The sequence below is a fragment of the Metabacillus idriensis genome (genome assembly GCF_050483325.1).
Classification (GTDB): Bacteria; Bacillota; Bacilli; order Bacillales; family Bacillaceae; genus Bacillus_P; species Bacillus_P idriensis_A.
Window position 1 is genome coordinate 1 of sequence record NZ_JBCMYF010000037.1, and the last position, 12,073, is coordinate 12,073.

At 43.0% G+C, this 12,073-nt stretch carries 12 protein-coding genes, 1 tRNA gene, 1 other RNA gene and 1 other annotated feature; of the genes, 10 read left to right on the top strand and 4 right to left on the bottom strand.

All coding sequences use genetic code 11. The features are described 5' to 3' along the window. Positions 1-247: 247 nt before the first annotated feature. From pdxS to ABEQ24_RS21485, 4 genes are all read left to right on the top strand, one after another. The gene (gene pdxS, locus ABEQ24_RS21470) at positions 248-1,132 is read left to right on the top strand and encodes a pyridoxal 5'-phosphate synthase lyase subunit PdxS (RefSeq protein WP_070877763.1); all 885 of its coding nucleotides are present in this window, start codon (positions 248-250) and stop codon (positions 1,130-1,132) included. Positions 1,133-1,152: 20 nt separating this feature from the next. Beyond that, positions 1,153-1,743, top strand: coding sequence for a pyridoxal 5'-phosphate synthase glutaminase subunit PdxT (pdxT, locus tag ABEQ24_RS21475; RefSeq protein WP_430008689.1), 591 nt, complete (start codon positions 1,153-1,155; stop codon positions 1,741-1,743). A gap of 56 nt (positions 1,744-1,799) precedes the next feature. Beyond that, positions 1,800-2,015, top strand: a binding site (T-box leader). Positions 2,016-2,066: 51 nt separating this feature from the next. Further along, positions 2,067-3,344 (top strand): serine--tRNA ligase, encoded by a 1,278-nt coding sequence (gene serS, locus ABEQ24_RS21480; protein ID WP_430008690.1) that lies wholly within the window; start codon positions 2,067-2,069, stop codon positions 3,342-3,344. 121 nt (positions 3,345-3,465) lie between these two features. Beyond that, a tRNA-Ser gene (locus ABEQ24_RS21485) sits at positions 3,466-3,558 on the top strand. A gap of 137 nt (positions 3,559-3,695) precedes the next feature. On the opposite strand, the gene ABEQ24_RS21490 is transcribed toward ABEQ24_RS21485, so the two are convergent. Together ABEQ24_RS21490 and ABEQ24_RS21495 are read right to left on the bottom strand one after the other, a co-directional pair. After that, entirely contained in the window at positions 3,696-4,364 is a 669-nt protein-coding gene (locus ABEQ24_RS21490; RefSeq protein WP_430008691.1) for a deoxynucleoside kinase, read from the bottom strand. Next, entirely contained in the window at positions 4,361-5,002 is a 642-nt protein-coding gene (locus ABEQ24_RS21495; protein ID WP_070877759.1) for a deoxynucleoside kinase, read from the bottom strand. Before ABEQ24_RS21495 ends, ABEQ24_RS21490 begins: the two co-directional genes overlap by 4 nt. Positions 5,003-5,268: 266 nt before the next feature. Between ABEQ24_RS21495 and hppD the strand changes: the two genes are divergently transcribed. From hppD to ABEQ24_RS21515, 4 genes are read left to right on the top strand one after another with little or no spacing between them, the layout of a single operon-like run. Continuing rightward, on the top strand, positions 5,269-6,384 hold the full coding sequence (hppD, locus tag ABEQ24_RS21500; RefSeq protein WP_430008692.1) for a 4-hydroxyphenylpyruvate dioxygenase: 1,116 nt from the start codon (positions 5,269-5,271) through the stop codon (positions 6,382-6,384). 33 nt (positions 6,385-6,417) lie between these two features. Further along, positions 6,418-7,026, top strand: coding sequence for a flavin reductase family protein (locus tag ABEQ24_RS21505; RefSeq protein WP_430008693.1), 609 nt, complete (start codon positions 6,418-6,420; stop codon positions 7,024-7,026). A gap of 7 nt (positions 7,027-7,033) precedes the next feature. Then, entirely contained in the window at positions 7,034-7,963 is a 930-nt protein-coding gene (locus tag ABEQ24_RS21510; protein ID WP_430008694.1) for a fumarylacetoacetate hydrolase family protein, read from the top strand. 4 nt (positions 7,964-7,967) lie between these two features. After that, complete coding sequence (locus tag ABEQ24_RS21515; protein ID WP_430008695.1) at positions 7,968-9,119, top strand: homogentisate 1,2-dioxygenase; 1,152 nt, start codon at positions 7,968-7,970, stop codon at positions 9,117-9,119. 31 nt (positions 9,120-9,150) lie between these two features. Here the strand turns inward: ABEQ24_RS21515 and ABEQ24_RS21520 are convergent, their stop codons facing one another. Together ABEQ24_RS21520 and ABEQ24_RS21525 are read right to left on the bottom strand one after the other, a co-directional pair. After that, on the bottom strand, positions 9,151-10,443 hold the full coding sequence (locus ABEQ24_RS21520) for a LysM peptidoglycan-binding domain-containing protein (RefSeq protein WP_430008696.1): 1,293 nt from the start codon (positions 10,441-10,443) through the stop codon (positions 9,151-9,153). Between the two features lie 68 nt (positions 10,444-10,511). Continuing rightward, complete coding sequence (locus ABEQ24_RS21525) at positions 10,512-11,057, bottom strand: isochorismatase family cysteine hydrolase (RefSeq protein ID WP_430008697.1); 546 nt, start codon at positions 11,055-11,057, stop codon at positions 10,512-10,514. 65 nt (positions 11,058-11,122) lie between these two features. On the opposite strand from ABEQ24_RS21525, the gene tadA reads away from it, so the two are divergent. Both tadA and ffs read left to right on the top strand, forming a co-directional pair. Beyond that, positions 11,123-11,614 (top strand): tRNA adenosine(34) deaminase TadA, encoded by a 492-nt coding sequence (tadA, locus tag ABEQ24_RS21530; RefSeq protein WP_430008698.1) that lies wholly within the window; start codon positions 11,123-11,125, stop codon positions 11,612-11,614. Between the two features lie 85 nt (positions 11,615-11,699). Continuing rightward, positions 11,700-11,965: signal recognition particle sRNA large type (ffs, locus tag ABEQ24_RS21535), an RNA gene on the top strand. Positions 11,966-12,073 lie beyond the last annotated feature (108 nt).

Consider the following 12,073-nt stretch of genomic DNA (forward strand, 5'->3'; position numbering starts at 1 on the left):
TCCGCTTTTCTTATTGTCTAGCTCCGCCTCCTAACCCCTCGGCCAGAACAAATCCGCAAGCATTGGCAAAAAGCGCCTTCACTGCCGGATTCTTATCTGCCTTTCGGGGCTAAACAGTCGGCTCCACTTTTCTTTGTGCGAATTGTTTTAATAATCCCTTTAATTTTGATAGGATTTTTTTATAACTTAGGATAGAATAAGCTATATGTGCAAAATGAAATTTTACATAATATGAGGGGGATATAGAATGAATAACACAGGTACAGATCGTGTAAAACGCGGAATGGCAGAAATGCAAAAAGGCGGCGTCATTATGGACGTAGTCAATGCAGAGCAAGCAAAGATCGCTGAGGAAGCTGGAGCAGTTGCTGTAATGGCACTTGAGCGCGTTCCTGCTGACATTCGTGCAGCAGGTGGAGTTGCCCGTATGGCAGATCCTACAATTGTAGAAGAAGTGATGAAGGCTGTTACGGTTCCTGTTATGGCAAAAGCACGTATTGGCCATATCGTGGAAGCTCGCATATTAGAAGCGATGGGTGTCGATTATATTGATGAAAGTGAAGTATTGACTCCTGCTGATGAAGAGTACCATTTAAATAAACGTGATTATACAGTTCCTTTTGTTTGCGGTTGCCGCGATTTAGGGGAAGCTACTAGACGTATTGCTGAGGGTGCTTCTATGCTTCGCACAAAAGGCGAGCCTGGTACAGGAAATATTGTTGAGGCTGTTCGCCACATGCGTAAAGTAAATGGCCAAGTGCGCAGAATCATTGGAATGAGCACAGATGAATTAATGACAGAAGCAAAGCTGTTAGGCGCGCCTTATGAGCTTCTTCTTCAAATCAAGCATGAGGGACGCCTTCCGGTTGTAAACTTTGCAGCTGGCGGAATTGCAACTCCGGCAGATGCTGCTCTAATGATGCAATTAGGAGCAGACGGTGTATTCGTAGGTTCAGGTATCTTCAAATCTGAAAACCCTGCAAAATTTGCCCGTGCGATCGTTGAAGCAACAACTCACTATCAGGATTATGAACTGATTGCAAGTCTTTCAAAGGGACTTGGAACAGCAATGAAAGGCATTGAGATCTCAACTTTGCTTCCTGAGAACAGAATGCAAGAGCGCGGATGGTAATGATAAAGGAGTAGAATACAATGCTTAAAATTGGTGTATTAGGCCTTCAAGGTGCTGTAAGAGAACATATCCGATCAATAGAGGCAAGCGGTGCAGAAGGAGTCGTTGTTAAGCGTCCTCTGCAGCTTGACGAATTGGACGGGCTCATTATGCCGGGCGGAGAGAGCACAACGATGCGCCGCCTGATTGATAAATATGAGTTCATGGGTCCGCTGAAAGCCTTCGCTGAGCAGGGAAAGCCGATGTTTGGAACCTGTGCAGGCTTAATTCTTCTTGCAAAAAACATTGTGGGTTACAGCGAAGGACATCTTGGAGTAATGGATGTTACCGTTGAGAGAAACTCATTTGGGCGTCAGCGCGAAAGCTTTGAAGCAGAACTGAACATTACGGATGTTGCTGAAGATTTCATTGGTGTGTTTATCAGGGCTCCTCATATTGTCGAAGTTGGAGAAGATGTGGAGATTCTGTCTAAGCATAACGGAAGAATCGTTGCAGCACGTCAAGGACAGTTCCTGGGCTGTTCGTTTCATCCCGAATTAACAGATGATCACCGGATGACTGGGCTGTTTGTGCGCATGGTTGAGAATACAAAAGCAAAATTAAGTGTATAAAAACCTTGCAACCGTATCAAACTTGTAGTAAATTATGAATTACTTAATTGAACATGAAAAACATGACGACAGGAAATAGTAGCAAGTGCTTCTTTCTTAGAGAGCCGGTGGCTGGTGAAAATCGGTGTTAGATCCTTGTGAATCCATCCTCGAATGAGATGTTGAAACCTTCGGAGAGTAGACATGTCCGGTACAGGCCGTTATCCTGCTTAAGAGGAAGGCAATCTGCCTTCAATTAGGGTGGCAACGCGGATATAACTTCCGTCCCTTTACCAGGGGACGGGAGTTTTTTATTTGCAAAAAAACTAAAAAGGAGTTTTGTCATGCTGGATATTAAACATTTGCGCGCTAACTTTGAAGAAGTAAAAGAAAAGCTGTCTCATCGCGGAGAGGATTTAGGCGACTTCAGCAAATTCGAGGAGCTTGACCAAAAACGCCGTGAACTGATTTCAAAAGTAGAAGTTTTTAAAAGCAAGCGAAATGAAGTTTCAGGGCAAATTGCTGTTTTAAAGCGTGAAAAACAAGATGCCGATCATTTAATAAAAGAAATGCGTGAAGTAGGCGACCGCGTGAAAGAAATGGACGATGAGCTTCGCCAGGTTGAGGCAGAGCTTGAAACGTTAATGCTGTCTATTCCTAATATCCCGCATGAAAGTGTTCCTGTAGGCGAAACGGAAGACGATAATGTTCTTCACCGTGAATGGGGAGGTGTTCCTGCATTCTCATTTGAACCGAAACCACACTGGGATGTTGCCGATCACCTTGGGATCTTGGATTTTGAACGTGCGGGTAAAGTAACCGGCAGCCGTTTTGTATTCTACCGCGGCTTAGGTGCACGTCTCGAGCGTGCGCTGATCAGTTTTATGCTTGATTTGCATATTGATGAACACGGCTATACAGAAGTGCTGCCTCCGTATATCGTAAATCGTGACAGCATGACTGGAACAGGCCAGCTGCCTAAATTTGAAGAAGATGCATTTAAAATTGCGGGCGAAGATTACTTTTTGATTCCTACAGCTGAGGTGCCTGTAACCAACATGCACCGTGAAGAGATTCTCTCTATTGATCAGCTTCCGGTCAATTATGCGGCTTACAGCTCTTGCTTCCGTTCTGAAGCTGGCTCTGCAGGCAGAGATACTAGAGGACTAATCCGCCAGCATCAGTTTAATAAAGTAGAGCTTGTGAAATTTGTTAAACCTGAAGATTCTTATGATGAGCTTGAAAAACTGACAGGACATGCAGAGAAAGTTCTTCAGCTTTTGGGTCTGCCTTATCGTGTGCTTAGAATGTGTACAGCGGATCTTGGATTTACGGCTGCAAAGAAATATGACATTGAAGTATGGATACCGAGCCAGGAAACATACCGCGAAATTTCTTCTTGCAGTAATTTTGAAGCCTTCCAGGCACGGCGCGCAGGAATCCGTTTCAGACGTGAGCCTAAAGGAAAACCTGAATTTGTTCATACACTGAACGGATCTGGTCTTGCGATTGGCAGAACAGTTGCGGCTATCCTCGAGAATTATCAACAGGAGGATGGAACTGTTGTTATTCCTGAAGTATTGCGTCCATATATGGGGAATAGAGAAGTCATTTCAAGATAATAATAACCATTCAAGAAGGGGCTAAAATCCGTTTTAGCCCTTCCTCAAATTTTTTTAAAAAAGTTTTCTAGAATCGTTGACAATCCCAAAATCAATATGTTATATTAGTTCTTGTCAGCAGGGAGGTATACCCAAGTCCGGCTGAAGGGATCGGTCTTGAAAACCGACAGGGGAGTCAAATCCCGCGGGGGTTCGAATCCCTCTACCTCCTCCATCTTACATATAAAATCCAATATTTAGCGCATAAGTATTGGAGATTGATAAAACCTGCAGCATACATTGCTGCAGGTTTTTTGTATGGATTTTGCTAATACAAAAATAACTGCAAAAAAAATAACCGGAATAAACCGGTTATTTTTTAAGTAATCTTGTCTGCTCGATAAAATGTCCGACACGCTCGACTATCGGTTCAATTGAACCTTCGTTTGCCATAATGTCATAATCGTTTATGTTCAGGCGCAGAACAGGACATGCATTAAAATTATTGATCCAATCCTCATAGCGGCGGTGCATCTCTTCCCAATATGCAATTGGAGTCTGCTGCTCCATCGGACGTCCGCGTTCTTTGATTCGGGATAAAATATCCTCAAGGCTGCCTTCTAAATAAATCAATAGATCAGGATGAGGGAAGTAAGGTGTCATGACCATTGCATCAAATAAGTTTGTGTATGTTTCATAATCCACTTCTGTCATCGTGCCTTTTTCATAATGCATTTTGGCAAAAATGCCGGTGTCTTCATATATTGACCGATCTTGGATAAAGCCTCCACCGTATTCAAAAATCCGCTTTTGCTCTTTGAATCTTTCAGCAAGGAAATAGATTTGCAGATGAAAGCTCCATCTTTCAAAATCCGCATAAAATTTATCAAGATATGGGTTTGTATCTACTTTTTCAAATGAAGTGCGGAAATGAAGTGCATTTGCAAGGGCATTTGTCATCGTTGATTTTCCTACACCGACTGTTCCCGCAATGGTAATGACGGCATTGTGGGGAATGCTGTATTTCTCTCTCAAGTTCATTTACTGGTAACTCCTTCATGTAAAGATTCATCCAAACGTTTAAATATATAGGTTAAATCTTTTTCATTTTGTACAAAATCAAGTTCATCTCCGCTGAATCTCAGTACGGGGATGGATGGGTGTTCTTTTTCCCATTGTGACATGGCCACCTCGTAATCCTCCGATAGCTGCTTTAAATAGCCGGGATCGATCTTTTTCTCGATTTCCCTTCCGCGCATATCAATGCGGTTAAGCAATGTATCAAGGCTTGCATTCAAGTAAATGATCAAGTTCGGCTTTGGCATGTCACTTGTTAAAATTGAATAAATATCAAGGTATTTATCGTATTGTTCATTTTTAAGAGTGCGCTTTGCGAAAATAAGATTTTTATAAATATGATAATCTGCCACAACAGGCTGACTCTTTTTCAAAAATAACTGTGCAATATCTTCAAGCTGTTTATATCGATTACACAGGAAGAACATTTCTGTCTGGAAACTCCACTCTTCAATATTTTCATAAAATTTGCCGAGAAACGGATTCTCATCCACAATCTCTTTCAGCAAATGAAATTGATAGTGTTCTGCTATCGCTCGTGCAAGCGAAGTTTTCCCAACACCGATCGGTCCTTCCACGGTAATAAACGGTACGCCATTCATCACGGGTCCTCCTACGCGAAAAAATCTATCAAAACAGACAAATTTTATTGTATCACAGTGACAATATGAAAAGAGTAAGCTTTTTACAAAAAAGAAAAGTTTCCAATTATCCTCTCATAGTTGTACGGGATTTATGCGGAATGCAATAGGGTTGCATCAATGCAGAAAAGCGTTATAGCTTTAATCAGCACTCTTGCTTCCATCTCTGCTTTTTCCGTATGATGTATTCGGAATAGTAATAATATTCATAAAATGGAGGGGTTTATATGCGTGAGGAAACAGCAGCGACAAGCAGTCAGGTTGAAGATTTTTTTCCGGTGAAAGATGTTGATTATCTGGAAATGTATTCAGGCAATGCCAAGCAGTCGGCTCACTATTTCTGTACAGCCTTCGGTTTTAAAATCGTCGCCTATTCAGGTCTTGAGACAGGGAACAGGGAAACCGTTTCTTATGTGCTGCAGCAGCAGAAAGTACGCTTGGTTATCACAGGTTCTTTAAATGATACCTCACGTGTAGCTGAATTCGTCAAGAAGCATGGGGACGGTGTCAGAGATATAGCTTTAGTCGTTGATAATGTTGAAAAGGCTTACAATGAAGCTGTATCTAGAGGAGCTATTGCGATTACACCTCCATTTGAGCTGAAGGATGAGCAAGGATCCGTTAAAAAAGCCGTAATCGGTACATACGGTGACACCATCCATTCATTAATAGAGAGAAAAGGATACAAGGGTGCATTTATGCCGGGATTTGAAGCAGCTGAAATGAAGATTCCTTATACAGAAGCAGGAATCATCGGAGTCGACCATGTTGTCGGAAATGTAGAAAGGATGCAGGAATGGGTTTCATATTATGAAAAAGTAATGGGCTTTAAAGAAATGCGCCATTTTACAGATTCAGATATCAGCACAGAATATTCATCTCTAATGTCGAAGGTTATGCATAATGGGGGGCGGATTAAATTTCCTATTAATGAGCCTGCTGAGGGGAAACGCAAATCGCAAATTCAGGAGTACCTTGAGTTTTTTAAAGGGCCAGGCGTACAGCATCTTGCGATTTTAACAGAAGATATTGTATCTACAGTAGCTATTTTAAAGAAGAATGGCGTGGAATTCCTGAATACGCCTGAGACTTATTATGAAACCCTCAGTGAACGTGTCGGAGATATTGATGAAGAGATTGATAAGCTGAAAGAGCTTAACATTTTAGTAGATCGTGATGATGAAGGGTATTTGCTGCAGATTTTCACCAAGCCGATTGTCGATCGTCCGACAGTCTTTATAGAAGTGATTCAGAGAAAAGGTGCGAAAGGGTTCGGGGACGGCAATTTTAAAGCGCTTTTTGAATCGATCGAGCGGGAGCAGGAGCGACGCGGCAATTTATAAACACTTAATCTTCCTGAAAGCAAGGTGATAAAGATGGATGTCATGCCCGAGTCGCTTCACTGGAAAGACGCCTATAAATTAATGATTGGTTCGATCTTGCCAAGGCCTATCGCATTCGTGTCGACTATTGATGAAAAAGGAGCGGCAAACTTGGCTCCGTTCAGTTTTTTTACCGCGATCTCAGCAGAACCGATGATGGTTTGCTTCTCTCCTATGAGAAAAGGGACAGATGGATCTAAAAAAGATACTCTTATCAATATTGAAAAAACGAAGGAATTTGTCATCAATATTGTGAGTGAGCAGATAGCAGAACAAATGAATCGCTGTGCAGGCGATTTCGAACCGGAAGTAGATGAATTTGTTCAAAGCGGGCTCACGAAAGAAAAAAGCAAGGCGGTTGCCCCTCCTCGCGTAAAAGAAAGTCTGGTTCATCTGGAATGTGAGCTGCATGATATTCTGCATTTTGGAGAGAAAGCAGGGTCTGGAAGTCTTGTCATCGGAAAGGTGAAGCACATTCATGTAGATGATGCGCTATATTATGATGGGAAAATTGACTCTGACCAATTAAAGCCGATTGGGCGCCTTGCCGGACACATGTATACAAAACCAATGACAGATACGTTTGAGATCATAAGAAGGTGAAATCTAAATGAAGTTTGTGACATTTCAAACCGCTTCCGGCGTACAGACAGCGGGATGGCTTCAGGGAGATAATTTAGTCATTGATATGCATGCTGTAAGCGGGGGATTCCTGCCCGGATCTATTCAAGATTTTTTAGCAGAGCATGAACGATATCTGCCACCTATTCATGCCATGCATCCGTTTAAAGAAGGGGATCAGGGAGTTTACAGGGTTTCAGAGGTGAAGCTGTCCGCGCCAATTCCAAGGCCGGTGAGCATTCGCGATTTTTATGCATTTGAAGAACATGTGAAAACCGCCCGCCGGAAAAGAGGACTTGATGTCATTCCAGAGTGGTATCAATTTCCGGTGTTTTATTTTACAAATCACCTGGCAGTAAAGAGTCCAGATGAAAAAATTGAAGTGCCTCCGGGCTGTGCGGCTCTTGATTATGAACTTGAGATTGCCTGTGTTATTGGAAAGGAAGGTCGTGACATCCCGGCAAGTGAAGCAGAAGCGTACATTTTCGGGTACTGCATCATGAATGACTGGAGTGCGCGTGATCTTCAAAAAGAAGAGATGAAAGTGGGTCTTGGTCCTGCAAAAGGAAAGGATTTCGCGACCTCTCTTGGACCATATCTTGTGTCAAAACAGGAGCTTCAGCCGCATAGGACAGGAGATCGGTATGATCTAACGATGACAGCGGCTGTTAATGGAAAAGAGATATCAAAAGGGAATTTTAAAGATATCTATTACTCATTTGCCCAAATGATCGAACGGGCTTCTGCAGGAGTCACCTTATATCCGGGAGAAGTGATTGGCTCAGGGACCGTTGGAACCGGGTGTATTTTAGAACTGGGGGAAGAAGTGCATCGTTATTTAAGACCGGGAGATGTGGTCGAATTAACAATAGAAGGACTGGGCTCGCTGGAAAATAAAATTGCAGCTAAAAGCAGGTGAGAGTATGTATTATCGCGCGTTAGGCAAAATTCCGCATAAGAGACATACGATGTTTAAAAAAGAAGACGGCAGCCTTTACCGGGAGCAGGTTATGGGAACGAAGGGGTTTTCTGGCACACAATCCATTCTGTATCATCATTACATGCCTACAGAGGTGGCGAAATCAGAGCTTCTTCATTCCTGTCTCCCGGAATATGAACAGATGGATTCCTTGAAACACAGGCATTTCTTTACAGACGCTCTGCAAACTAAAGGGGATGCCCTTGATGCGAGAGAGTATATCCTTGGAAATGACGATCTCTTAATAGGCACAGTTCTTGCAGAAAAACCGATGGAATCTTATTACCGAAATGGTGACGGTGACGAATTGTTTTTTGTTCATTTTGGAATTGGAACGATTGAGACGATGTTCGGTGTCATCACATACCGCCCGGGAGATTATATTAACATCCCAATCGGCACAATCTACCGTGTTGTTCCTGAATCTGAAACAAAACTCCTTTTTATCGAGTCATTCAGCCAGATTACAACTCCAAAACGATACCGGAATGAATACGGCCAGCTTTTAGAGCATAGTCCGTTTTGCGAAAGAGATTTTCGGGGGCCTGAACAGCTGCTTACATTTGAAGTAAAAGGCGAGTTTGAAGTGCTGACGAAATCCAGGGGCTATATGCATAAGCATACCTTTAACCACCATCCTTTTGACGTAGCGGGGTGGGACGGCTACCTGTACCCTTGGGCATTTAATATCGAGGATTTTGAACCGATTACAGGGCGGATTCATCAGCCCCCGCCTGTCCATCAAACATTTGAAGGCATCAATTTCGTTGTCTGTTCTTTCGTGCCGAGAATGTATGATTATCATCCTGAATCCATTCCGGCGCCTTACTATCACAGTAATGTCAACAGCGATGAACTGCTTTACTATGTAGAAGGGAATTTTATGAGCCGGAAGGGGATCAAACAGGGATCCATCACGCTTCATCCAAGCGGAATACCACATGGTCCCCATCCGGGAAAAACGGAAGCGAGCATCGGGAAAAAAGAAACACTTGAGCTTGCAGTGATGATTGATACGTTCCGTCCGCTTAGAATTGTCAAACAGGCTAAAGAGATAGAAGATGACGATTATATGTATACATGGGTTGAAAAATAAAAAAAGCAGCCGGATCCGGATCCGGCTGCTTTTATGTTGGTGTTTTTACAACGTCGAAGTTATCTGCAATCAATAACCAGTTTTGCGGGAATGATAGCCCGAGTTTCCAATAACTCATTCCTCTCAGCTTTAATTCTTTCATTAAATCAAATTTAGCCTGTATGGAACGGGCATCCTCAAACCAGACTTCATGCTCTCTTCCTTCCTTATCGCGATAATTGAAGTGAGGTGCCTGTGCTTTCATATCATATTGAATGGCGACATTATACTGACTTGCCAAGCGGATGGCCTGCTGAGGACTGATGGCTTTTGCAAATTCTCCTCCAGGCTTAAACGGCAGGGTCCAGTCGTATCCGTATAAATTCTGCCCCATCATGATTTTATTTGCCGGTATTTCAGACAGAGTGTACTCAAGGACATCCCGAACTGGACCAATCGGGGAGACAGCCATTGGCGGTCCGCCGCTATAGCCCCATTCGTAGGTCATCACTATAACAAAATCGACAATTTCGCCGTGTGCTTTATAATCATGCGCCTCGTACCATTTTCCTTTTTGATCTGCACTTGTTTTGGGAGCCAGTGCCGTAGAAATGAGCCAGCCTTCTTTCCTAAAGAGGGCTTTTGCTTTTCTTAAAAAACGGTTATAGGCCTCTCTGTCTGCAGGCCTTAAATACTCCATGTCGAAATGGATATCGCGGAAGCCGTATTTCTTAGCGGTCTGGACAATGTTATTTAGAAGCTTATTCTGGACATCCTGATTAGTAAGAACGATTCTTCCGATTTCGTCGCTGAAACCATCATCATCTAAATTCGTCACAATCATCATTAACGTGACTCTATTTTTTTTGGCGATATTAGCAAAGTCATTTAAGAGCGGCTCTTTTAGAGTGCCATCCTTTTGAATGCGGAAGCTGAATGGTCCGAGGTAGGTTAAGTATGGCGCTGCTTCACGGGCGCTTTCTTCCAGTTCAGGACTGACTTCATTGCCGGAAGGTTCAATATAAGCGTTGAATTCCGCTTTTTGTTTTGGCCGGTGGGGAATATAAAGCCTGAACCCTATTTGAAGCGGACTATTGATCGAGATTTGGTTGACTTCAGATAATTCCTTTGGAGTTGAACCGTATCTCCGGCTGATTGACCACAATGTATCTCCAGGCTGCACCCAGTAGAAGCGTCCTTTTATCGGAATGACGATTGTCTGGCCAATGACAAGCTGGCCTGGATTAGGTATTTCATTTGTCCGGATTATCTCTTCAGCGGTCGTGCTGTAAGCTTGGGCTATCCCATATAAAGTTTGTCCTTCCCGGACAATATGTATCTGCATATTGATTCCCCTCACTCATTCGTCATAATCTCTCTGTTACATCTTATGAAGGAACGAGCGGGAGCATGTTATATTTTTATTTGAAGCGAATCGTCTATATCTGCCTGAAGGACATTTTTCATCATGCGCAGAGCATATTCATTATCTTGTTTATCATTTGAAGCAATGCAGTCAGACGGAACGGAGAGTTTATATCCTCTCATATAGGCATCATTGGCTGAAAAAAGCACACAGATATTCCCGGCTATCCCTGTCAAAATAAGATGCTTCACTTCAAGGTTGTCTAGAAGCATGTTTAAGGCCGTTCCATAAAAGGCGGAATGCATGGGTTTGATTAAGAAAAAGTCCGTATCATCAGGATAGAGCTGTTCGATGATGGGTCTGCTCAATGCATTTGTGCACTTTTCAGAAATCTTTTGAAAATCAGCCTGCCATAACTTATAATGATCATTTATATAAATGATGGGATATTTTTTCGCCTGCATTTTCTTTTTTAACGAAAAAATGTTTTCTGAAACTTGTTTGGCTTCACTAGCCAATACCTCACCATGCTTAAACTTAAAATTATTTATCATATCGATAATGAGCAGGGCACAGTTCTCTTTTTTATCCAAGGCGTCATCTCTCCTTTACAGAGATTAGCTTGTGCCATAATGAATAAATCTATAAGGAGTACATGATGGATAAGGACACGTTATACATGGAGCTTGCAATAAAAGAAGCATTAAAAGCAATGGCAATCGGCGAAGTTCCGATCGGTGCCGTCATCGTACATAACAATGAAATCGTAGGATCCGGCTATAATCTTAGAGAAAGTGAGCAAAGGTCGATTGCCCATGCGGAAATGATTGCGATTGATCAGGCGTGCGCCTCAATGGGTACGTGGAGACTGGAGGATTCAACGCTTTACGTAACCCTTGAGCCTTGTCCGATGTGCGCGGGGGCGATTGTTCTTTCGAGAGTGAAAAGAGTGGTTTACGGCGCTGCAGATCCAAAAGGCGGATGTGCGGGAACCCTTATGAATCTTCTGGATGAAAAAAGATTTAATCACCAGGTTGAAGTGACCAAAGGGGTCCTGGAAGATGAATGCGGCAATATGCTCAGCGATTTCTTCAGGGATTTAAGAAAAAAGAAAAAAGCTGCAAAGGATGCTTCAAAAAATTTACAGTAGCTGGATATTGCATTTTTCTCTAAAAGACTATATACTAGGTTATGCGTCGTACTAAACGGCGCACCTTAATCTGGTATCAATTTTGCCGTGCTAAGCGGGGAGGTAGCGGTGCCCTGTACTCGCAATCCGCTCTAGCGAGGCCGAATCCCTTTCCCGAGGTTAGCTGTCTGTAGGGCCTGCCTTAAGTAAGTGGTGTTGACGTCTGGGTCCTGCGCAATGGGAATCCATGAACCATGTCAGGTCCGGAAGGAAGCAGCATTAAGTGGAACCTCTCATGTGCCGCAGGGTTGCCTGGGCCGAGCTAACTGCTTAAGTAACGCTTATGGACACTAATCGACGGAAGGTGCACGGCAGTTTAATTTATAATGAACAACCCATCCTCTTGCAGGGTGGGTTTTTTATTTTGTAAAGATATGAAAGGATTTTGCACTTGTCTGGCTCCACCTCCTAGCCCCTCGG